Origin of the sequence: Ferrovibrio xuzhouensis, from assembly GCF_042648965.1 — a bacterium.
Taxonomy (GTDB): domain Bacteria; phylum Pseudomonadota; class Alphaproteobacteria; order Ferrovibrionales; family Ferrovibrionaceae; genus Ferrovibrio; species Ferrovibrio xuzhouensis.
On the sequence record NZ_JBHRYJ010000004.1, the window covers coordinates 23,876 to 43,744 of the forward strand.

A 19,869-nucleotide genomic window follows, 5' to 3' on the forward strand; every position below is an offset into this window, starting at 1 on the left:
TCGCGACGGGCTACACCAAGGGCGTTCGAATTGCCCGGAGCGTGAAGCCGTGACCGTTGCCAGCCCGTCCGTCGTTGCCCGCCATCCTGCCGCGACCGATCCCGCGCGTCCGGTCGCCATCTGGCTGTTCGCGGTGGCCGGCCTGATCGCGCTGATGGTGGTGATCGGCGGCCTGACCCGGCTGACCGAGTCCGGCCTGTCGATCGTCGAGTGGAAACCGGTCACCGGCGTGATCCCGCCGATCGGCGAGGCGCAGTGGGCGGCCGAGTTCGACAAGTACAAGCAGTTCCCCGAATACCAGAAGATCAACAGCGGCATGACGCTGGATGGTTTCAAGAGCATCTTCTGGCTCGAATACATCCACCGCCTGCTCGGCCGCCTGATCGGCGTGGTGTTCTTCCTGCCGATGGTCTGGTTCTGGCTGCGGCGGCAGGTGCCGGCCGGCATGAAGCCGCATCTGGTGGCGATGTTCATCCTCGGCGGCAGCCAGGGTGCGCTCGGCTGGTTCATGGTGGAAAGCGGCCTGGTCGACCGCCCCGATGTCAGCCACCTGCGGCTGACCGCGCATCTCGGCCTCGCGCTGCTGATCTTCGTCTACATCCTGTGGAGCGCGCTGTCGCTCGTCCGCCGCGGCCGCATGCTGGCGCTGCGCGGCGGCGGCATCGCGGCAATCCTCGCCTGTCTCGTGTTCCTGCAGATCCTCTCCGGCGGCCTCGTCGCCGGGCTCGATGCCGGGCAGGGCTACAACACCTGGCCGCTGATGGATGGCGCCATCATCCCGCAGGGCCTGCTCAGCATGGCGCCGGCGCTGGTCAACGTCATCGACAACGCCATGACCGTGCAGTTCCAGCACCGCATGGGCGCCTATCTGGTGGCGATCCTCGCCGTCTGCACGGCTTTGCTGCTGAAGGGCCGCGCCGCCACCGGGCTGCGCCATGGCCTGCTGACCGTGGTTGCCCTGCAGATCGCGCTCGGCATCACCACGCTTCTGCACCATGTGCCGGTGTCGCTCGGCGTCATGCACCAGGCCGGCGCCGTGCTGGTGCTGAGTGTCGCCGTCGCGCTGTTCCATGACCGCGCTTTGCGCGCGCAAACGGGCATATGAGCGACGCCGATCGCATCGTCCTGCTCTACTGCACGGCAGCCAGCGTCGCCGAGGCCGAGAAGATCGCCGAAGCAGTGGTCGGCCAGCGGCTCGCCGCCTGCGCCAATATCATCCCCGGCATGACATCGCTTTACTGGTGGCAGGGCAAACTGGAGCGGGGCGAGGAGGCGGTGCTGATCCTCAAGACCCGGGCCAGCCTCGCCGAGGCCGCCACCGCGGCCGTGAAGGCGGCGCATAGCTACAGCGTGCCCTGCGTGCTGCCGCTGGACACGGCCGGCGGCAACGCCGATTACCTCGCCTGGCTGCTGGCCGAGACGACACCCGGCGCCTGAGCGGCCGGGGTGATATCAATGATATCACCGCTATCGATCCAGCCCGTTTCTGACCGTTCGTGACCGCTGCGGACCGTTCCGGCCCGCTGATGACCATTATGGTCCGCCGGGGACCGGCCGGGACCGTTGCGGACCGCCAGTGACCGTTGCCGCCCGGCGCGGCCCGCCACAATCCGCACACTTCTGTATTCAGTTGTCCGACAGCGGTGGTTATGGAGCAATATGGGAACATATAGCGGGAAGTCCAGTCCGTTTCGTATCAACGATGTTGACACAGAGAAGCCGGCTCTGCACAATATCGACAGTGTCGAAACGGAGGCCGCCATGCGGATCACCCTCAAAAAGTGGGGCAACAACGCCGCCGTGCGTCTGCCGGCGGCGATCATGCAGGCCGCCGGCCTGAAGCTGGACGAGCAGCTGGAGGTCCGCACCGAAGGCGGCCGGATCATTATCGAAAAAGTGAACCCTTACGACGCCGAGCCGCCGGCCTTCGATCTTGAGACACTGATGGACGGCGTCCACGCCGGGGATGCCCCCGAACTGGTGTCCTTTGGCGGCCCGGTCGGCGACGAGGCATGGTGATGGCCGATGCGCCGTATATTCCCGACCGCGGCCATCTCGTCTGGCTCGACTTCGATCCCCGCGTCGGCACCGAACAGAGCGGACACCGGCCAGCACTGGTGCTGTCGCCGCTCACCTACAACAAGACCGGCAAGATGATCTGCTGCCCGCTCACCACCAATCCCCGGCCCAACTGGCCGTTCATGGTGGAAATCACCGGGGGCGACAAGGCATCCTTTGCCATCGCCGACCAGTTGCGCTGCGTGGACTGGCGCCATCGCGGCGCCGTCTTCCTCCGCCGGGCCGAACCAGCGGAGGTGAACAGGGTGCGCGGCCTGGCCCGCGCGCTCCTGTAATCCGCACCTTCGAAAGCCAAGCCGCCGCGCCCGGATTCTGTCGCTGCGGCGGGACCTGCTGACATACATGCGCCGACACAAGATGCGCACCATCACCGCCATCGCCGCCGGGGTGAAGCGCAGCTACAAGACCGTGCACCAGGATGTGAAAGCCCTGCTCGATATCGGCCTGCTGCAGAAGCAGAAGGACGACGGCTTCACCGTGCCCTATGATCGCATCCAGACTGAGATCAGCTTGTAGAGCTACCTCGGGCCAATAAAAAAATAGGCAATTACCCGGTATGATCTGTCTTTGTATTTGCTAAACAGATAGCAAAGCGGTCTAGAAATATGAAGCTAACAATAAAAATTATTGTACCGCCCCCCGTAACCCAATCAGCGACCTCCTGGCCATAGGCGGCTGTAGTAAAAATCTGAAACGTAGCAAGGGTTCCAAGTATTGCCGCTACACTCAAAACTGCCGAAAACCAACAGTTCTTGCATTTTTCGAGATTGTACGCGCGCGAGTTAAGTACATTCCGGCTAGCCAAAAAAATACCGAAAACAAGCAGAGCCACAGTCAACAAATCCATCCATACGCTGACATTGCGGAGCACCGCACCTACCAGTACTGACAACAATATAACCAGTACTGACAACAATATAATTAAAACCCCTAACGTTCTCATCGTCCCCTCACTTTGCATACTCGCGAGAGTAATCGGGGACAGACCACGATTTCGCGCGATCATAGCAGTTGCTCCTGCCTCTCGTCATCGTGCGGCTTCGGCGGTCGGCCTGCCTTGCCGGGTGTCACCCGGCGACCGAGAGCGGCTGCGATCTGCGCGGCGAAGGCCGCATTGCCCAGCGCATAACCGCCATTGGTCGCGGCGCGGATCGCCTCGATCAGCACCGGATCGAGCGCCTGATCCACCAGCATACGCCAGGCCGCCTGCCGCGCCGCCGCATCCGCGCCCAGCGCCAGATAGAGCGGATGTGGCCGCAAAGGCAGGTCGCCGCCACGGCCATCGCCGTGCACGCCGTAACTCGACCAGCGGTATTCGCCCGGCTGCGCCGCCATGCGGGCGCGCACCGGATTGAGTTCTATGTAGCGCTGGCAGGCCAGCAGATAGTCCTCGGCCTGCACCGGCGCCGAGCGGAAGCGGCCCTCCCATAGCGTGCCGCTGCGGCGGTAGGTGCGGTTGACGTATTGCGCATGCTGCTGCCCGACCTGCTTCATCAGTGCCGCACAGCCTTCCTCGGTCGCCGGGGTCAGCAGCAGATGCACATGGTTGGTCATCAGGCAGAAGGCATGGATCGCGCAGCCGGTGCGACCGGCCGCCCCATGCAGGACATCGAGGTAGCGGCGACAATCCGCGTCGACGAAGAAAATCGCCTGCCGGTCGTTGCCGCGCTGGATCACATGCAGCGGCACATCGGGCAGTGTGAAGCGGGCATGGCGCGGCATGGGAGCAGGCGGTGCGGGATCAACCTCGATCCGCAAGTTCAGCAGACCACCTGCATAACGGCAAGAATAATCGTGGTCTGTCCCCGATTTCAATGCCGCTGGTCGTGATATTTCTGAGAGCGTTACAGTTCGGTTCGAGAATAGTCGGGACAGGTAATCGGTGACGGGCCACGATTTTGCGCTGGCGTAACGGTCTTTCCTGTCGTTTGTCATCGACAGGTTTGGCTGCGCATCACCCACTGCCCCAGCGCCCTAAACAGGCTGCCCCGGCAACTTAGGGTTTCCTGCTGCCGCCCGCTTTTGCATTCGCAGCCAGGAAGGCAGCATAGCCTTCTACATCCATAGTGCCGGCGGCCAGCGCGATCACGGCGTTGGCGGCATCCGGCTGGCTGCCGGTGAAAACCAGGCCGTTGAGTTCAAGGAACAGGATGCCGAGCACGAATCCCGTCCGCTTGTTGCCGTCGATGAAGGGATGGTTCTGCAGGATGGCGGCGGTATGCAGCGCCGCGAGAAAGCCGATATCCGGCTGTTCGCCATAGGCCGCATGCTGGCGCGGCCGCGCCATGGCCGAGGTCAGCAGGCCCCGGTCGCGGATGCCCGGCGCGCCGCCATGCAGGGCGAGGAGCCGGTCATGGAGGATCAGGGCATCGCGCTCATCGAGCCAGACAATGCTGCCGCTCATTTCGCCAGGACATGCAGCGTGTCGCGATAGCGGCGCATGATGTCTTCGGCCTTCGTCATCTTCGCCGCGAAGTCGGGATCGTACGGCGCCAGGCGATAGCCGCCATCGCCGGTCTCGGTCAGGTAGAGCGGCGTGCCTTCCCCGGTATTCAGCCGGGCGATCACCTCCTTCGGCAGCACGACGCCGAGGGAATTGCCGAATTTGCGGATTTTCAGTTCAACCATCGGGTCCTCCGGAAGTTATTACAAAGGTAATAACTTCATGCCGCCCTGGCAAGGATGGTGCCCTGACAAGGATGAACAGGGGGGCGGTCCTGGCCGGGCAGGGGCCGGTCGGGAGAGGATTGTCCCGCTGCAATTCCCGCATTGTTCCGGGCCCGGACGGCCGGTAAAATCCGGGCTTCGGAGGATGCGCCCATGGCCCGCTATGCCAGTCTGCTGACGCTGGTGTTTTCCAGCATCGCCCATACCTTTTCGCACCTGTTCACCCTGCTGTTCGCCACGGTGGTGCTGGTGCTGGAGAAGCAATGGGGCATGGGCTACGACACGCTGTTCGCGCTGTCGATCCCGATGAGCGTGCTGTTCGGCGCCGCCGCCCTGCCGGCGGGGTGGCTCGGCGACCGCTGGAGCGCGTCCGGCACCATGTCGCTGTTCTTCCTCGGCGTCGGCGGCTGTTCGGTGCTGGCCGGCCTGTCGGATACCCCGCTCACGCTGTGCCTCAGCCTCGCCGGCATCGGGCTGTTCGCGGCGATCTATCATCCGGTCGGCATTCCGTGGCTGGTGCGCAACGCCACCAACCGTGGCCGGGCGCTCGGCATCAACGGCGTGTTCGGTTCGGCCGGCACGGCGGGCGCCGCGCTGGTCGCCGGCTTCCTCGCCGACCGCTACGGCTGGCGCGCCGCCTTCATCGTGCCGGGCGCGGTCTGCCTCGTCATCGCCGCCGCCTTCCTGTGGGCGCGGCAGAGCGGCCTGCTGCTCGACCGCAAGGAAGACCTGGTGCCGCAGCCGGCGCCGGCCAAGAGCGACATCTGGCGGGTGTTCTGGGTGATGTCGGCCACCATGCTGTGCACCGGCCTGATCTACCAGGCCACCGCGTTTGCGCTGCCCAAGGTGTTCGACGAGCGGCTGTCCGGCTTTTTCCATGACAGCGTGTTCGGTATCGGCGGCATGGTCACCATCGTCTATACCTGCTCGGCGCTGACCCAGCTGGTCGGCGGCGAACTGGCCGACCGCTATTCGCTGCGCGGCGTCTATGCCACCGTGCAGTGGCTGCAGATCCCGGTGATTCTGTTCGCCATGACGGTGATCCATCCGGCCCTGGTCGGCGTCGCCGCCCTGATGGTCAGCCTGAACGTGGCCGGCCAGCCGGCGGAGAATTCGCTGCTGGCGAAATACACCCCGCCGCAGTGGCGGGGCAGGGCCTTCGGCGTCAAGTTCGTGCTGACGCTCGGTGTCTCGTCGCTCGGCGTCGCGGTGATCCCGGTGATCTACCGGCTGACCGGCACGCTCGACGTGCTGTTCATCCTGCTGGCCGGTGCCGCAGCCTGCGCGGGCGTGTTCGCCCTGATGCTGCCGCGCGACGGCAGGCGCCTGCCGGCGGCAGAAGCACAGCCGCAGACGGCCGCCGCCGAGTAGAGTTTCTCTGATAGCCGGGAACATTCTCCTGGCCGCTATCGTCCGAGGCTGTCCGGGATGCGGATCGGGCATGTCCCGCCTGTCATTCCGGCGTCATCCCGGCCGAGCGGCGTCGTTCACGCCGCGCGCGCCGGGATCCCATTTGAAGCTGCTGACCATTTGAAGCTGCTGAAATGGGACCCCGGCTCTCACCCGGCGAAAAGCCGGGCTCGGCCGGGGTGACGATCGTCAGAAGGGGCGGCCTGTTTCCATGTAAAAGAAAAACACCCCGGTCAGACGCATAGTCAGTAGGGCAGGCCGACGTAATTCTCGGCCAGGCTGGTCATCGCCGCCTGCGACGAGACGAGGTAGGCCAGTTCGGTTTCCTGCATTTTCTGGTCGAAGTCGCTGCTGCCCGGAAAGCGATGCAGCATCGACGTCATCCACCAGGAAAACCGCTCGGCCTTCCACACCCGGGCCAGCGCGGCGGCCGAATAGCCGTCGATCCCGGCCGACGATTTCCGTTTGTAGAAATCGGTCAGCGCCTGCCACAGGTAGCGCACATCGCTGGCGGCAAGATTGAGGCCTTTCGCCCCGGTCGGCGGCACGATATGGGCGGCATCGCCGGCGAGGAACAGCCGGCCGTGGCGCATCGGCTCAGCGACGAAGCTGCGCAACGGCGCGATGCTCTTCTCGAAGGACGGGCCCTCCTGCAGCCGGGCGACGGCCGCGCTGTCCAGCCGGCGCTTCAGTTCCTCGTAGAAGCGCGCATCGGACCAGTCCTCGACCTTGTCGTCCAGCGAACACTGGATGTAGAGCCGGCTGCGGGTCTGCGAGCGCATCGAGCAGAGCGCGAAGCCGCGCTCGTGGTTGGCGTAGATCAGCTCGTCGGAGACCGGCGGCCGGTCGACCAGGATGCCGAGCCAGCCGAAGGGATAGACCCGCTCGTAATGCTTCAGCACGCTGTCCGGGATGCTCTTGCGGCTGACACCGTGATAGCCGTCGCAGCCGGCGATGAAGTCGCATTCGATCTCGTGGTCGGCGCCGTCCTTATGGTAGCGTACGCGCGGGCGGTCGCCGGTGACGTCATGCAGGCTGACATCCTCGGCCTCGTAGATCGTCTGGGCGCCGGCGGCGGCGCGGCCCTCCATCAGGTCGCGGGTGATTTCGGTCTGGCCGTAGACGATGACGCGCCTGCCGATCAGGGTATGGAAGTCGATGCGGTGGCGCTCGCCGGCGAAGGCCAGCTCGATGCCGTCATGGGCGAGGCCCTCGGCATGCATGCGGGCGCCGACTCCGGCTTCGTCGAGCAGGTCGGCGGTGCCTTGCTCGACCACGCCGGCACGGATGCGGCCGAGCACATAGTCGCCGGTCTGGCGCTCAAGGATGACGTTGTCGATGCCGTGGCGGGTCAGCAGCTGGCCGAGCAGCAGGCCGGCCGGGCCGGCGCCGATGATGGCGACCTGGGTGCGCATGATGTCCTCCCGTAACTTACCGGTCCTGCCTTGCGGTGGCGGCCGGTAGCGAGGCCAAACTACTGCCGGGGCGGCGGTCCGGCGATGGACAGACGGCGCAAAAAACAGGACAATCCGAACATGGCGGCGAAAACCCCGATCCGGGCGGCGGTGCCCACCTATGCCCTGTATGGCGAGACCGGCGATGTTGCGGACGGCAACTGGCTGCATTGCGAATCGATCCCGGCGCGCAGCGCGCTCCATGCCTGGGAGATCGGGCTGCACCGGCACCGGCGCTTCTTTCAGATTCTGAACATCACCCGCGGTCGCGCCGAATGCCGGCTCGGCGAGCGGACGGTCACGGTCCGGCCGGCTTCGGTGATCACGGTGACGCCGGGGCTGGTGCATGGCTTCCGCTTCTCGCCGGATATCGATGGCCATGTCATCACCCTGCTGGCCGGCCAGGTCGAGCGGCTGCCCGGCGGCGCGGCCGACCTGCGACCGTTGCTGGCCGAGCCGCAGGTGGTGGATTTCCGCAGCGACCGGCCGGCGGCGGCGCGCATCGCCGCTTCCGTGGCGGCGATTGCCGAGGAGTTTGCCGGCAGCGCGCCCGGCCGGCTCGGCCTGATCCAGTCGCATGTCGCCATCGTGCTGCTGACCTTGGGGCGCGCGGTGGCGGCTTCGGCGCTCGACGGCTCGGGTGGTGCCTGCCCCGGCGCGCGCCATGCGGCGGCCTTCCGTACGCTGCTCGACCGGCATTACCGCAGCGAACGCATGGTGGCTTTCTATGCCGGGCGGCTCGGGGTGTCGGAGACGCATCTCAACCGCATCTGCCGGGCGGCCTTCGCCACCTCGGCGCTCGGCGCGATCAACCGTCGCCTGCTGCTGGAGGCGACCCGCGATCTCACCTTCACCATGATGTCGGTGAAGGAGATCGCCTATTCGCTGGGTTTCGAGGACCCGGCCTATTTCACGCGGTTCTTCACCCGGCACAGCGGCGAGACGCCGACGGCATACCGCCGGCGCCATGCAGGCTAGGGTATTTCTCCGTCATCCCGGCCAAGCGGCGGTGTTCCCGCCGCGCGCGCCGCGATCCCGTTTGGAGCCGCTGAAATGGGACCCCGGCTCTCGCCCGGCGAAAAGCCGGGCTCGGCCGGGGTGACGCTCATCAGGAGGGCTGACGGTGCCTCCATTGAAAGCGAAAACACTCCGGGATTCACGCTGCGTTCAGAGCCTCGCAGCCGTCAGGCTGCATTGAGCGCCCCGCAGCCGTCAGGCTGCATTGAGCGCCCGGTCCAGATCGCGGATCAGGTCGGCGACATCCTCGATGCCGATCGACAGCCGCACGGTGCTGTCGCCGGCGCCGGCCGCCTCGCGCTGCTCGGGCGTGAGCTGGCGGTGGGTGGTCGAGGCCGGATGGATCACCAGGCTGCGGGTATCGCCGACATTGGCCAGATGCGAGAAGATCTGCACGGTATCGACGAATTTCAGTCCGGCCTCGTAACCGCCCTTCAGCCCGAAGGTGAAGACCGAGCCGGCGCCGTTCGGCAGGTATTTCTGCGCCAGCGCATGGTAGCGGTCGCCTTTCAGGCCGGCGTAGGAGACCCAGTCGACCTTGGGGTGGGCGGAGAGGAATTCCGCCACGGCCTGGGCGTTGTCGCAATGCTTGCGCATGCGCAAGGACAGCGTCTCCATGCCGGTCAGGATCATGAAGGCGTTGAACGGCGAGATGGCGGGGCCGAGATCGCGCAAGCTGATCACCCGGCAGGCGACGGCAAAGGCCATGTCGCCGAAGGTCTCCCAGAAGGTCAGCCCGTGATAGGCCGGCGAGGGCTGCGACAGATGCGGGAACTTGTCGTTCTGGCCCCAGTCGAACAGGCCGGAATCGACGATCACGCCGCCCATCGAATTGCCGTGGCCGCCGAGGAACTTGGTGGCTGAATGCAGCACGATGTCGGCGCCATGCTCGATCGGGCGGCAGAGATACGGCGAGGCCATGGTGTTGTCGACGATCAGCGGAATGCCCGCCTGGTGCGCCACCTCGGCCAGCGCCGCGATGTCGCAGATCACGCCACCCGGGTTGGACAGGCTCTCGACATAGAGCGCCCTGGTTCTCGGCGTGATGGCGGCGGCGAAGCCGACGATGTCGCCGGGATCGACGAAAGTGGTGTGCCAGTCGAAGCGCTTGAAGCTGACGCCGAGCTGGGTGATCGAGCCGCCGTAGAGCTTGCGCGAGGCGACGATATGGTCGCCCGGGTTCATCAGCATGTGGAAGGCGACGAGCTGCGCGGCATGGCCGGTGGCCACGGCGGTGGCGGCGCGGCCGTTTTCCAGTGCGGCGATCTTCTGCTCGAACACCGCCGTGGTCGGATTGGTCAGGCGGGTATAGATGTTGCCGAAGCTCTGCAGGTTGAACAGCGCGGCGGCCTGGTCGGCATCGTCGAACACGAAGGCGGTGGTCTGGAAGATCGGCGTGCTGCGGGCGCCGGTGGTCGGGTCGGGCGCGGTGCCGGCATGGACCTGCAGGGTGTCGAAGCCGTAAGGCGCGGTATTCTCCGCCGCCCGGCCGGTGCCGGCGGCAGGCTTGCTGTTCTGGGCCACGCTCAGATCCTGTTCTGCTTCTTGGAATTGATCACGCGGGTGTTGACACCCATCCAGCCGATCTCGCGGCTCAAGCGCCCGAACTCGATCTTCGGGCAGCGGTTCATCACCACCTGCAGGCCGGCGGCCTCGGCCCTGGCCGCGGCCTCGTCGTGGCGCACGCCGAGCTGCATCCACAGCACCTTTGCCCCGATCCGGATGGCGTCGTCGGCGATTGGCGGAATCGCGGTCGAAGCCCGGAAGCAGTCGACCATGTCGACCTTGACCGGAATCTCCGACAGGCTGGCATAAACCGCCTCGCCGAGAATTGCGTTGCCGGCTTCCTTCGGGTTGACCGGGATGACGCGGTAACCCTTCTGCTGCAGGTATTTCATGGCGAAATACGACGGCCGGTTCCAGTTCGGGCTAGCACCGACCATGGCGATGACATGGCAACTGCGCAGGATGCTGCGGATATAGTCGTCGCTGTAATTGTCGTGGTCGATGCGGCTGTGATCGGTCATGGCGAGAACTTCACTCACGTCAGCGGCCTTCCCAGTGCGGTTCGCGTTTCCCGATGAAGGCGTCGATGCCTTCCTCGGCATCGCGGGCCAGCATGTTCTCGGTCATCACCCGGCTGGCGTAATCATAGGCCTGGGCCAGCGGCATTTCGAGCTGGCGGTAGAAGGCTTCCTTGCCGGTCTTCACCGTCAGCGGCGATTTCGCCGCAATTGTCCGGGCGAAGCCGAGCGCCGCCTCGTCGAGCGCCGCTTCCGGCACCACGCGGTTGATGAGGCCGATGCTTTCGGCGCGCCGTGCCTCGAGCAGCTCGCCGGTCAGCAGCATCTCCATGGCATGCTTGCGGCTGACGTTGCGTGACAGCGCCACCATGGGGGTCGAGCAGAACAGGCCGATGTTGACCCCCGGCGTGGCGAAGCGCGCCGTCTCGGCGGCCACCGCAAGATCACAGCTCGCCACCAGCTGGCAGCCGGCGGCCGAGGCCACGCCATGCACCCGGGCGATCACCGGCTGGGGCAGGGCGACGATCGACTGCATCAGCAGCGAGCATTGCCGGAACAGCGCTTCGTAGTGCTGGCGGCCGGGATTGGCGCGGATTTCCTTCAGGTCATGGCCGGCGCAGAAGCCGGGGCCGGCGGCGCCGATGATCACGGCCTTGATGCTGCGGTCGGCGTGGATGGCGTCCAGTTCGGCCTGCAGGGCGGCCATCAGGCCGGTCGACAGGCTGTTGTAGGCCTTCGGCCGGTTCAGCGTCAGGCGGACGATGCCGGGCTCCGGCCGGTCGCGCAGGACCGGCGGGGTGGCGTCCGGGTGCAATTCTGGTGCGGCAGACACGCGGCTTCCTCCAAGGCTTTGGGTGCATGATACGGCGGCCGGCCGGGAGGGGGAAGAACGCGGCCGGAGGGAACCGGGTTCCCGCGCGGTAATTGTTGAAAAAGGGCCGTATTTTCGCCCCATTACCGGGGCATGAAAACCCCGTCGGCCCGTGCTGCGGCCGGTTGCGCCCTGCCGGGCCCCGGCGTAAAAACCCGCGTGGGTCCGGTCCGAATCGCAAGTCCTGGATTCAACGAGAACAGAAAGCCCGCCAATGATCCGCCCGATCCGTAAAGCCGTTTTCCCCGTCGGTGGCCTCGGCACCCGGTTTTTGCCGGCGACCAAGGCGATGCCGAAGGAGATGCTGCCGGTCGTCGACAAGCCGCTGATCCAGTATGCGGTGGAAGAGGCCCGTGCCGCCGGCATCGAGGAATTCATCTTCGTCACCGGTCGCGGCAAGCAGGCGATCGAGGATCATTTCGACCGTTCCTACGAGCTGGAAGACGTGCTGCGCGAACGCGACAAGCGCGACCTGCTCGACCTGATCAACAGCTGGATGCCGGCGGCCGGCCAGGTCTCGTATACCCGCCAGATGGAGCCGCTCGGGCTTGGCCATGCCGTGCGCTGCGCCAAGGCGCTGGTCGGCGACGAGCCCTTCGCCGTGCTGCTGGCGGACGACCTGATCCTCGCCAAGGAAGCCTGCCTGGCGCAGATGGTCGAGGCTTACAACAACGTCGGCGGCAATATCATCGCCGCCATGGACGTGCCGCCCGAGCACACCAAACGTTACGGTGTGATCAAGCCGGGCAAGAACAGCGACCGGATGGTCGAGGTGACCGGCCTCGTGGAAAAGCCGGCGCCGGCCGAGGCGCCCAGCAACACCGCGGTGATCGGCCGCTACATCCTGCAGCCGAGCGTGTTCCATCATCTCGACAATACCCAGCGTGGCGCCGGCGGCGAGATGCAGCTGACCGACGCGCTGGCCAAGATGATCGGCGAGGGGCCGTTCCACGGCCTGCGCTTCGACGGCGAGCGTTATGACTGCGGCGACAAGATCGGCTTCCTGCATGCCAATATCGCTTTCGCGCTGGCACGGCCGGACATGAACAAGGACCTGTCGGTCATCCTGCGGGATATTTCCAAGACTCTGTAAGTCCGGTCTGCCTGTCGTTCGGCCTGTTTGTGGGGGATTAAACCATGCGCGTTGCGATGATCGGTACCGGCTATGTCGGCCTGGTATCCGGCACCTGTTTCTCCGAATTCGGCCATACGGTCACTTGCGTCGACAAGAATCCGGAGCGCATCGCGGCCCTGCAACGCGGCGAAATCCCGATCTTTGAGCCCGGCCTCGACGACCTGGTCGCGCGCAACGTCAAGGCCGGCCGGCTGTCCTTCACCCAGGACACCCGGGCGGCGGTGGAAAGCGCCGATGCCGTGTTCATCGCGGTCGGCACGCCGTCGCGGCGCGGCGACGGCGAGGCGGACCTGTCCTACGTCCATGCGGCGGCGGCCGAGATCGCCGGCGCGATCAAGCGCTACACCGTCGTGGTGACCAAGTCGACCGTGCCGGTCGGCACCGGCCGCGAGGTCGAGCGGATCATCCGCACGACCAATCCCGTCGCCGAGTTCGAGGTGGCGTCCAATCCGGAATTCCTGCGCGAGGGCGCGGCGATCGAGGATTTCATGCGGCCCGACCGCGTGGTCTGCGGCGTCGAGAGCGAGCGCGCCCGCGAGGTGCTGCGCGGCCTGTATCGTCCGCTCTACATCAACGAGACGCCGATCCTGTTCACCGCCGTCGAGACGGCGGAGCTGATCAAATACGCCGCCAATGCCTTCCTCGCCACCAAGATCACCTTCATCAACGAGATCGCCAGCCTGTGCGAGAAGGTGAACGTCAACGTGCAGGACGTTGCCCGCGGCATCGGGCTGGACGGCCGCATCGGCGGCAAGTTCCTGCATGCCGGGCCGGGCTATGGCGGCTCCTGCTTCCCCAAGGATACCCAGGCGCTGGTGGCGACCGGGCGCAAATACGCCGCGCCTTTGCGTATCGTCGAGACCGTGGTCGAGGTCAACGATGCGCGCAAGCGGCAGATGGCCGAGAAGGTGATCGCGGCCTGTGGCGGCAGCGTGCAGGGCAAGACCATCGCGGTGCTGGGCCTGACCTTCAAGCCCGAGACCGACGACATGCGTGACAGCCCCAGTCTCGAGATCGTGCCGGCGCTGCAGGCGGCCGGCGCCACGGTGCGGACCTATGACCCCGAGGGCATGGTCGAGGCGAAGAAGCTGCTCAAGGACCTCGTCTGGTGCAACGACAGCTATGAAGCAGCCGAGGGCGCCGACGCGCTGGTGATCATCACCGAATGGAACCAGTTCCGCGCCCTCGACCTGGCGCGGCTCAAGACCCTGCTGAAACAGCCGCTGATGATCGACCTGCGCAACATCTACAAGCCGGCCGAGCTGCAGCAGGCCGGCTTCGTCTACCATTCGGTCGGCCGGGCGCCAGTCGGTCAGTAAAGCGTCGGCCAGTAAAGCCGGGGCAGTCCCGCCGCCGTCAGTCCCGCCGGTCGCGCAGCGGGATGGCGTACCAGACCAGCGTGATCACCAGCAGCACCGCCAGGATGCCGAACGACCACTGGTAGGCGGCGGCCGGGTAATGGCCGGCGGCGGTCTTCGGCCACAGGTCGATGATCCAGCCGGTGCCGGCCTGGATGACGAAGGTCAGCCCGAACACCACGGCATTCAGCAGCGCATTGACGCGGCCGGATTTCTCGACCGGGAAATCGGCGCTGATGATCGGGTAGGCCAGCACGGTGGTCAGGCAGATCAGGCCGAAGGCGCTCCACAGCAGCGGGCTGGCCGGTGCCAGCCCGGCAGCGATGCCGCCGAGGCAGACGGCATACAGCGCCGTGCTCCAGATCATCGTCTGCGCCAGCGAGACGCCGAAGCGCTGCAGCCGGTCGGCGATCATGCCGGTCAGCATGAAGCCGGCGGTCAGCGCCACGGCGAGCAGGAACTGGATCTGTGCCGCATGGGCCTGGTCGAGGCCGCCGGCATCGCGCAGGAAAGGACCGGTCCACAGGGTCTGGATCGACATGCCGCTGCCCATGCCGATCACCGAGACCGGGGCGATCTTCAGGAAGCGGGCATCGAGCAGGAAAGCCCAGTAGTCGCGCAGCTGGGCCGCGAGGCTGACATCGTCGCCCGTGCCGGTGTCCATTTTCTCCGGTACGGCGAGCCAGATCTGCAGCGCGGCCAGCACCGACAGGCCGCCGAGCAGCCAGAACAGCACTGGCCAGCCGACGAACTGCAGGCCCCATTGCACCGGCACCGTCGCCGCCAGCGCACCGAGCCCGCCGGCCGCCATGAAGGCGCCGTTGGCGAAGGCCCAGCGGTCGCGCGGCAGCCAGATGGCGATGGCCTTCATGGCGCTCATCAGGCCGCCGGCAACGCCGAAGCCGATCAGCGCGCGGGCCAGCGCCAGCAGCGGCAGGCTGTCGGCGCTGGCAAAGGCGGCGGCGCCGATGGCGGCAATCAGCAGCAGGCCGGCCTGCACCCGTGGCGGGCCGAAGCGGTCGAGCAGGATGCCGACCGGCAGCTGGGCGGCAGCGAAGGTGACGAAATAGGCGGCGGTCAGCGTGCCGAGGTCGCCGGCGCCGATGCCAAGGTCGGCCTGCAGGTTCGGCGCGATGACGGCATTCACACTGCGGAACAGGTAGGACAGGAAATAGCCGCAGGCGAAGGGGAACAGCACGCGGCCGGCGACAAAGGCCGCGCTGGGCCTCAGGGGGACAGGCATTTCCTCGGACTCTTTTTATGGTTACGAGACGGCGTACAGATGTATAGCAGCGCTCTTGCCCGGGAGCGAGAATTCCCCCAGCGAAACGGTGGTGATTCCGGCCGGCGGCGGCGCGGCCGCGATGGCTTCCGCCGAGGCGATGACGGCATGGCCGGGCAGGGTCTTGGCCAGCTGTTCGATCCGCGCCGTGGTGTTGATGGTGTCGCCGAGCAGGACGATCTCGCGCTTGACCTCGCCCATTTCGCCGGTCACCACCGGGCCGGCATGCAGCACGGTGCGGAAATCCGGCACCACGCCGAAATCCCGCAGATAGGCCGCCTGCTGGCCGGCGAAGCGCGCCCGCGCCATGGCGACGGCCGCGAAGGCGCCGGCGGCATGACGGCCGCGGCGGCCATCGAGCGGCCAGGTCACGATCATCTCGTCGCCGACATACTTGTGCACGATGCCATGCCAGGGCAGCACGGCCTCGGTCAGGTCGATGAAAAAGCGGTTGAGCAGGCGGTGGAAGGCGATATCGCCGATCCGTTCGGCGATGGCGGTCGAGCCGCGCATGTCGAAGAAGACGAACAGCCGGTTCTCGCGCCGCGGCTGGTGATAGCGGCCGCGCATCAGGTCGCCCAGTACGCCGGGGCCGAGCAGTTGCGCCATCTCCATCACGAAATTGAAGGCGATCGACACCGCCAGCGCGACCAGTAGCGTGGTGACGGTCAGGCGGTTGAGGCCGAAGCGCGAGGTCCCGCCGATCTCGAACAGCCGGTCGCCCAGCCAGTCGCTGGCAAGAATGATAACTGTATAGAAGATGCCCTTGACGGCGATCAGTTGCAGGAAGCGCAGGCGGCGGAACTGGGCCCGGAAGGTCGCGACCACGAACATCTCGAAACCGCCCAGCAGGGCACTGACCAGGGCGCCGGTAAACAGGCCGCGCAGCAGGCCGAGCGCAAGCTCGGCTACGGGAACCGGTGTCATTCCCAGCGTCACGGTGAGCAGGCCGCCATAGACGGCGCCGCCGGTGGCCGAGACGGCCACGATGCGGCCCAGTGTGCGGAGCTGGCGGCGTTGGATCTGGGTAAGGGCCATGAGTGCTTTATGGACGGGGACGGGCGCCGCCATCATAGGAACCCGCAGTATCCGTGGAAAGCCGGAGGCCGGAAACACAAACGCCGCGGCAGGGCCGCGGCGTTGCAGGAAGGGGCGGTGGGGCCGGGATCAGCCGGCGTCGGGCGAGACCACCGAGCAGGTGACCTTTTCCCGCTTCAGCCGGGCGCAGGCGCTCTGCGCATCCGTCTCGCTCAGCCCGGTCATGCGGGCACGGTACAGCGTGGTCTTGCCGGCCTCGATCGGCTCGACCAGCGGCTCGGCGGCGGGCAGCTTGCCGCGGACCCGGTTGAGCAGCTTCTCGGCGGCGGCCGGGCGGCGGAACGCGCCGAGCTGCACGGCCCAGTCTCCGGCACCGGCACCGGCGCCGGTCGTGCCGGCATCGGCAACGACGATCTTCCTGGCCGCAGCCTTCGGCGGATGCGCGGTGGCCGCATCGGCGCTGGCGATCAGGCCGAAGCCGGCATCGTCACTGCCCTTCTTCTCGGCCATCACCGTGGGGGTATCGCCGATCTTGTCGAAACCGATATCGAGCAGCTGGACCATCCGGTTGTCGCGGGCCTTGACGCTGCTGCCGCCGAACACCACGGCGACGATGCGGTGGCCGCCGCGCTTGGCCGATGCGACCAGATTGAAGCCCGAGGCGGCGATATAGCCGGTCTTGATGCCGTCGGCGCCGTCATAGCGGGTCAGGATGTGGTTGTGGTTCGGGATCGTCGCATCCTTCCACTCGAACTCGGCCGTAGAGAAGTAGCTGTAGTAATCCTTGTGGTTCTTCACCAAGGCGATGCCGAGCCGGGCCATGTCGCGGGCCGTGCTCTTCTGGCGGGAATTCGGCAGACCCGAGGCGTTCTTGAACACCGTGTTGGTCATCCCGAGCTGGCGCGCGCGCCTCGTCATCAGATCGGCGAACTTGGTTTCCGTACCGCCCAGTGCCTCGGCCAGCACCACGGCGGCATTGTTGGCGGACTTGGTGATGGCGGCGAGGATGGCGTCATGGACGCTGATGGTCTGGCCGGCGCGCAGGTCGATGCCATAGGGCTGGGCGGCGGCATGGGCGGAAATCGGCAGACGCTGGCTCATCTTCAGGCGGCCCTCCTTGAGGGCGTCGAAGGTCATGTACAGCGTCATCATCTTGGTCAGCGACGCCGGGTAGCGCGCGGCATCCGGATCCTGGGCATGCAGCACCCGGCCGGTATCGGCATCGACCACGATGGCGGAATAGCTGGCCGCCCGGGCGGCATGGGGGGAGAGCGAGGCGGCAAGGACAAGGATGAAACAGATTGTTACGATGGTGGACAGAGTCCGTCCAAGCTTTGCGGCTACCTGCCTCATTGCATCCCTACCACGGTTGCGCTTGTAATCATTTTGCGACCGGGTTCCCCCCAGGACGCGAATCGGATTCAGGATATTTACCATGCTTCCTCTTGTCCAGTAGATTGTGTACTAACAAGTTGAATCTGCATGGATTCACCGGGCTCCCGCAGGAGCGCACGCATGGGCAGAAAAATATGACCGATAGCCTTAAAAAAGTGTTTCTCGCGGCCGCATTGACTGCTGCCGGCCTGCTGGCCGGCTGCGCCGCGGTCGGGCCGACCAGCGATCCCTTCCTGCGCGGCCTGACCTGGGAGCGCTATATCGGCGGCGACGACCTCGCCCGGGCCTGTGCCGTGGGACAGCCCGAGCGTTTTCGCCTGGTCTACAACGCCGTGGAGAAGGAGCAGCGGCGCACCTACGACTTCACCGGCGAAGCCGGCGGCGGGGCCCTGGTGGAAGCACGGGTGATCGGCCAGCCGGTCCTGAACGACCCGCGCAATCCGATCACCCTCAACGATCCGCTGGCGCCCTGGCGCGGCCAGACGGCGCAGCAGCGGATCGGTGCGGCCGAACTGGACAGCGTGGTCGCGGCCCTCGATGCCAGCGGCTTCGACGAAGCTGCGCCGGACGGGCTGTTCCTGCGTGCCGATGGCTTTTTCATCACGGCCAGCGCCTGCCGGAACGGACAGTTCCATTTCTATGCCTGGTCGGGCGAGGCAGCAGGCTTCAAGCCGGTCGCCGAGCGCCTGCTGGGGGCCGTCCTGCGTTTCGATGGGACCGGTGTGGCCCCGGTTCACTATTACGAGGTGGCCCTGCCGCCGTACGGCAGCTTCTTCGCCGCCGCCGGCCGGGACGTCCAGCCGCAGTACACGCCAGAGCGTTACCAGGTCGGGAAAAACGGCCTGCGCTACTCCCAGGGCACAATTAACTAGTTGTTTAAATTGACTAACCGTCTGATTTTACTGCGGCGCACAGGACAATTGTGCGCCGCACAAAAAACCTTTTGACAGACCGCGGGGCCGGCTGGTAAAACAACCATATTGCAGTGCAGCATTTCAGGGCTGCCGCCCCGCTGAGCGGGTCCGACACTGTTACAAACCGGACAAGCAAGGACGAGATCACTCCATGGCTACCACCCCCAAGACCCCCAAGACCAAGTCGGACATCGAGACCGATGGTCTCAACGGCAACACATACGAGGCTGTCATGTTCGCTTCCAAGGACCAGATGGAGAAGGCAATGAAGGCAGGCACCGAAGCTGTCGAGAAGGCTTTCGCGATGAGCAAGGACCGTTTCGAAGCCGCCGTCAAAAGCGTCGACGAAGCCACCCAGATGGGCAAGGACCAGGTTGAAGCCGTTGTGACGGCGGGCAATCTGGCCTCCAAGGGCTTCGAGACCATCAACGCCGAGATCATGGCTTTCACCAAGGGCCAGATCGAGGACAGCATTTCCGCCGCCAAGGCGATGATGGGCGTCAAGACCCTGCAGGAGCTGATCGAGCTGCAGAACGACTTCGCCAAGAGCGCCTTCGAGGCTTATACCGCCCACACCACCAAGGTGAGCGAAGTTGCAGCCAAGGCCGCCCAGGATGCCTTCGCCCCGATCAATGCGCAGTTCCAGGTCGCCGTCGAGAAGATGGTGAAGCCGCTGGCCGCCTGAACCGGCCCGGCGGCGCTTTCGCCACGGCGGTTACCGCCCGTGTAAGTAAGCGTCCCCAGACAGCAGCGTCAGAGTAGAGAGAGCCCGGCCCCCACTGGCCGGGCTCTTTTTTTGCCCCAAGGGTGCTGGTATTTTTTTACCCGGGGGCCATATCATTAACACGAGCGCCCCGAGGAACGGGACGCGACGGCAGTCGGGTATCGAGGGCATGAGCGAACGGGATGGACGTGACGGGCGCGGGCGGACCGAGGTCGGCGTGGTCACCAAGACCCGGCCGAAGACCCAGAAGCCGCCTATGTACAAGGTGCTCCTGCTGAACGACGATTACACGCCGATGGAGTTCGTCGTTCACGTGCTGGAGCGGTTTTTCAGCAAGCCGCGGGAAGAAGCCACGCGGATCATGCTGCACGTCCACCAGAAGGGCGTCGGGCTCTGCGGTGTGTTTACCTACGAAGTGGCCGAGACCAAGGTGACCCAGGTGATCGATTTCGCACGGCAGCACCAGCATCCGCTGCAATGCACCATGGAACGCGATTAGCC

At 65.8% G+C, this 19,869-nt stretch carries 22 protein-coding genes; 12 read left to right on the forward strand and 10 right to left on the reverse strand.

Annotation, left to right across the window (positions count from 1 at the left end; all coding sequences use genetic code 11):
* Positions 1-49 precede the first annotated feature (49 nt).
* The 5 genes from ACFOOQ_RS16600 (at position 50) to ACFOOQ_RS16620 (ending at position 2,595) form a co-directional block, all read left to right on the forward strand.
* On the forward strand, positions 50-1,105 hold the full coding sequence (locus ACFOOQ_RS16600) for a COX15/CtaA family protein (RefSeq protein ID WP_379728718.1): 1,056 nt from the start codon (positions 50-52) through the stop codon (positions 1,103-1,105).
* A complete protein-coding gene (gene cutA, locus ACFOOQ_RS16605) occupies positions 1,102-1,437 on the forward strand; it encodes a divalent-cation tolerance protein CutA (RefSeq protein ID WP_379728720.1) in 336 nt (111 codons plus the stop codon). The genes ACFOOQ_RS16600 and cutA overlap by 4 nt, the downstream gene beginning before the upstream one ends.
* 324 nt (positions 1,438-1,761) lie before the next feature.
* On the forward strand, positions 1,762-2,019 hold the full coding sequence (locus ACFOOQ_RS16610) for an AbrB/MazE/SpoVT family DNA-binding domain-containing protein (RefSeq protein ID WP_379728722.1): 258 nt from the start codon (positions 1,762-1,764) through the stop codon (positions 2,017-2,019).
* A complete protein-coding gene (locus ACFOOQ_RS16615; RefSeq protein ID WP_379728724.1) occupies positions 2,013-2,354 on the forward strand; it encodes a type II toxin-antitoxin system PemK/MazF family toxin in 342 nt (113 codons plus the stop codon). The genes ACFOOQ_RS16610 and ACFOOQ_RS16615 overlap by 7 nt, the downstream gene beginning before the upstream one ends.
* Before the next feature lie 43 nt (positions 2,355-2,397).
* The gene (locus tag ACFOOQ_RS16620; protein WP_449265820.1) at positions 2,398-2,595 is read left to right on the forward strand and encodes an HVO_A0114 family putative DNA-binding protein; all 198 of its coding nucleotides are present in this window, start codon (positions 2,398-2,400) and stop codon (positions 2,593-2,595) included.
* Positions 2,596-3,081: 486 nt separating this feature from the next.
* Here ACFOOQ_RS16620 and ACFOOQ_RS16625 read toward each other — a convergent pair whose 3' ends face one another.
* From ACFOOQ_RS16625 to ACFOOQ_RS16635, 3 genes are all read right to left on the reverse strand, one after another.
* Positions 3,082-3,801 (reverse strand): transposase, encoded by a 720-nt coding sequence (locus ACFOOQ_RS16625; RefSeq protein ID WP_379728728.1) that lies wholly within the window; start codon positions 3,799-3,801, stop codon positions 3,082-3,084.
* 274 nt (positions 3,802-4,075) lie between these two features.
* Complete coding sequence (locus ACFOOQ_RS16630) at positions 4,076-4,483, reverse strand: type II toxin-antitoxin system death-on-curing family toxin (RefSeq protein WP_379728730.1); 408 nt, start codon at positions 4,481-4,483, stop codon at positions 4,076-4,078.
* A complete protein-coding gene (locus ACFOOQ_RS16635) occupies positions 4,480-4,707 on the reverse strand; it encodes an AbrB/MazE/SpoVT family DNA-binding domain-containing protein (protein ID WP_379728731.1) in 228 nt (75 codons plus the stop codon). The genes ACFOOQ_RS16630 and ACFOOQ_RS16635 overlap by 4 nt, the downstream gene beginning before the upstream one ends.
* Before the next feature lie 192 nt (positions 4,708-4,899).
* Between ACFOOQ_RS16635 and ACFOOQ_RS16640 the strand changes: the two genes are divergently transcribed.
* A complete protein-coding gene (locus ACFOOQ_RS16640; protein ID WP_379728732.1) occupies positions 4,900-6,117 on the forward strand; it encodes an MFS transporter in 1,218 nt (405 codons plus the stop codon).
* A 284-nt stretch (positions 6,118-6,401) separates the two neighbouring features.
* On the opposite strand, the gene pobA is transcribed toward ACFOOQ_RS16640, so the two are convergent.
* Complete coding sequence (gene pobA, locus ACFOOQ_RS16645) at positions 6,402-7,571, reverse strand: 4-hydroxybenzoate 3-monooxygenase (RefSeq protein ID WP_379728733.1); 1,170 nt, start codon at positions 7,569-7,571, stop codon at positions 6,402-6,404.
* 120 nt (positions 7,572-7,691) lie between these two features.
* Between pobA and ACFOOQ_RS16650 the strand changes: the two genes are divergently transcribed.
* Entirely contained in the window at positions 7,692-8,588 is an 897-nt protein-coding gene (locus tag ACFOOQ_RS16650; RefSeq protein WP_379728734.1) for a helix-turn-helix domain-containing protein, read from the forward strand.
* 234 nt (positions 8,589-8,822) lie between these two features.
* Here ACFOOQ_RS16650 and ACFOOQ_RS16655 read toward each other — a convergent pair whose 3' ends face one another.
* Genes ACFOOQ_RS16655 through ACFOOQ_RS16665 form a run of 3 tightly spaced genes read right to left on the reverse strand, consistent with a single transcriptional unit; the run spans position 8,823 to position 11,483 of the window.
* Positions 8,823-10,151 (reverse strand): O-acetylhomoserine aminocarboxypropyltransferase, encoded by a 1,329-nt coding sequence (locus ACFOOQ_RS16655; protein ID WP_379728735.1) that lies wholly within the window; start codon positions 10,149-10,151, stop codon positions 8,823-8,825.
* Positions 10,152-10,153: 2 nt separating this feature from the next.
* Positions 10,154-10,672 carry a CoA-binding protein gene (locus ACFOOQ_RS16660; protein ID WP_379728736.1) on the reverse strand — a complete coding sequence of 173 codons (519 nt, stop codon included), beginning with the start codon at positions 10,670-10,672 and terminating at the stop codon, positions 10,154-10,156.
* 1 nt (position 10,673) lies between these two features.
* Positions 10,674-11,483, reverse strand: a complete 810-nt coding sequence (locus ACFOOQ_RS16665; protein WP_379728737.1) for an enoyl-CoA hydratase — start codon at positions 11,481-11,483, stop codon at positions 10,674-10,676.
* A gap of 253 nt (positions 11,484-11,736) precedes the next feature.
* Between ACFOOQ_RS16665 and galU the strand changes: the two genes are divergently transcribed.
* Positions 11,737-12,615 carry a UTP--glucose-1-phosphate uridylyltransferase GalU gene (gene galU, locus ACFOOQ_RS16670; RefSeq protein WP_379728738.1) on the forward strand — a complete coding sequence of 293 codons (879 nt, stop codon included), beginning with the start codon at positions 11,737-11,739 and terminating at the stop codon, positions 12,613-12,615.
* Positions 12,616-12,659: 44 nt separating this feature from the next.
* Entirely contained in the window at positions 12,660-13,976 is a 1,317-nt protein-coding gene (locus ACFOOQ_RS16675) for a UDP-glucose dehydrogenase family protein (RefSeq protein ID WP_379728739.1), read from the forward strand.
* A gap of 37 nt (positions 13,977-14,013) precedes the next feature.
* Here ACFOOQ_RS16675 and ACFOOQ_RS16680 read toward each other — a convergent pair whose 3' ends face one another.
* From ACFOOQ_RS16680 to ACFOOQ_RS16690, 3 genes are all read right to left on the reverse strand, one after another.
* Complete coding sequence (locus tag ACFOOQ_RS16680) at positions 14,014-15,258, reverse strand: MFS transporter (RefSeq protein WP_379728740.1); 1,245 nt, start codon at positions 15,256-15,258, stop codon at positions 14,014-14,016.
* A 21-nt stretch (positions 15,259-15,279) separates the two neighbouring features.
* The gene (locus ACFOOQ_RS16685) at positions 15,280-16,335 is read right to left on the reverse strand and encodes an adenylate/guanylate cyclase domain-containing protein (protein WP_379728741.1); all 1,056 of its coding nucleotides are present in this window, start codon (positions 16,333-16,335) and stop codon (positions 15,280-15,282) included.
* A gap of 129 nt (positions 16,336-16,464) precedes the next feature.
* Entirely contained in the window at positions 16,465-17,688 is a 1,224-nt protein-coding gene (locus ACFOOQ_RS16690; protein ID WP_379728742.1) for a serine hydrolase, read from the reverse strand.
* A 176-nt stretch (positions 17,689-17,864) separates the two neighbouring features.
* Between ACFOOQ_RS16690 and ACFOOQ_RS16695 the strand changes: the two genes are divergently transcribed.
* From ACFOOQ_RS16695 to clpS, 3 genes are all read left to right on the forward strand, one after another.
* On the forward strand, positions 17,865-18,602 hold the full coding sequence (locus tag ACFOOQ_RS16695; protein WP_379728743.1) for a hypothetical protein: 738 nt from the start codon (positions 17,865-17,867) through the stop codon (positions 18,600-18,602).
* A 193-nt stretch (positions 18,603-18,795) separates the two neighbouring features.
* Entirely contained in the window at positions 18,796-19,329 is a 534-nt protein-coding gene (locus ACFOOQ_RS16700) for a phasin family protein (RefSeq protein WP_379728744.1), read from the forward strand.
* Between the two features lie 208 nt (positions 19,330-19,537).
* Positions 19,538-19,867 carry an ATP-dependent Clp protease adapter ClpS gene (clpS, locus tag ACFOOQ_RS16705; RefSeq protein WP_341702984.1) on the forward strand — a complete coding sequence of 110 codons (330 nt, stop codon included), beginning with the start codon at positions 19,538-19,540 and terminating at the stop codon, positions 19,865-19,867.
* Positions 19,868-19,869: the final 2 nt, after the last annotated feature.

Coding starts and splice junctions, on each gene's coding strand:
- cutA (WP_379728720.1), top strand. CDS start 1,102: ATGAGCGACGCCGATCGCATCGTCCTGCTCTACTGCACGGCAGCCAGC.
- ACFOOQ_RS16610 (WP_379728722.1), top strand. CDS start 1,762: ATGCGGATCACCCTCAAAAAGTGGGGCAACAACGCCGCCGTGCGTCTG.
- ACFOOQ_RS16615 (WP_379728724.1), top strand. CDS start 2,013: ATGGTGATGGCCGATGCGCCGTATATTCCCGACCGCGGCCATCTCGTC.
- ACFOOQ_RS16625 (WP_379728728.1), bottom strand. CDS start 3,801: ATGCCGCGCCATGCCCGCTTCACACTGCCCGATGTGCCGCTGCATGTG.
- ACFOOQ_RS16630 (WP_379728730.1), bottom strand. CDS start 4,483: ATGAGCGGCAGCATTGTCTGGCTCGATGAGCGCGATGCCCTGATCCTC.
- ACFOOQ_RS16635 (WP_379728731.1), bottom strand. CDS start 4,707: ATGGTTGAACTGAAAATCCGCAAATTCGGCAATTCCCTCGGCGTCGTG.
- ACFOOQ_RS16640 (WP_379728732.1), top strand. CDS start 4,900: ATGGCCCGCTATGCCAGTCTGCTGACGCTGGTGTTTTCCAGCATCGCC.
- pobA (WP_379728733.1), bottom strand. CDS start 7,571: ATGCGCACCCAGGTCGCCATCATCGGCGCCGGCCCGGCCGGCCTGCTG.
- ACFOOQ_RS16650 (WP_379728734.1), top strand. CDS start 7,692: ATGGCGGCGAAAACCCCGATCCGGGCGGCGGTGCCCACCTATGCCCTG.
- galU (WP_379728738.1), top strand. CDS start 11,737: ATGATCCGCCCGATCCGTAAAGCCGTTTTCCCCGTCGGTGGCCTCGGC.
- ACFOOQ_RS16675 (WP_379728739.1), top strand. CDS start 12,660: ATGCGCGTTGCGATGATCGGTACCGGCTATGTCGGCCTGGTATCCGGC.
- ACFOOQ_RS16680 (WP_379728740.1), bottom strand. CDS start 15,258: ATGCCTGTCCCCCTGAGGCCCAGCGCGGCCTTTGTCGCCGGCCGCGTG.
- ACFOOQ_RS16685 (WP_379728741.1), bottom strand. CDS start 16,335: ATGGCCCTTACCCAGATCCAACGCCGCCAGCTCCGCACACTGGGCCGC.
- ACFOOQ_RS16690 (WP_379728742.1), bottom strand. CDS start 17,688: ATGAGGCAGGTAGCCGCAAAGCTTGGACGGACTCTGTCCACCATCGTA.
- ACFOOQ_RS16695 (WP_379728743.1), top strand. CDS start 17,865: ATGACCGATAGCCTTAAAAAAGTGTTTCTCGCGGCCGCATTGACTGCT.
- ACFOOQ_RS16700 (WP_379728744.1), top strand. CDS start 18,796: ATGGCTACCACCCCCAAGACCCCCAAGACCAAGTCGGACATCGAGACC.
- clpS (WP_341702984.1), top strand. CDS start 19,538: ATGAGCGAACGGGATGGACGTGACGGGCGCGGGCGGACCGAGGTCGGC.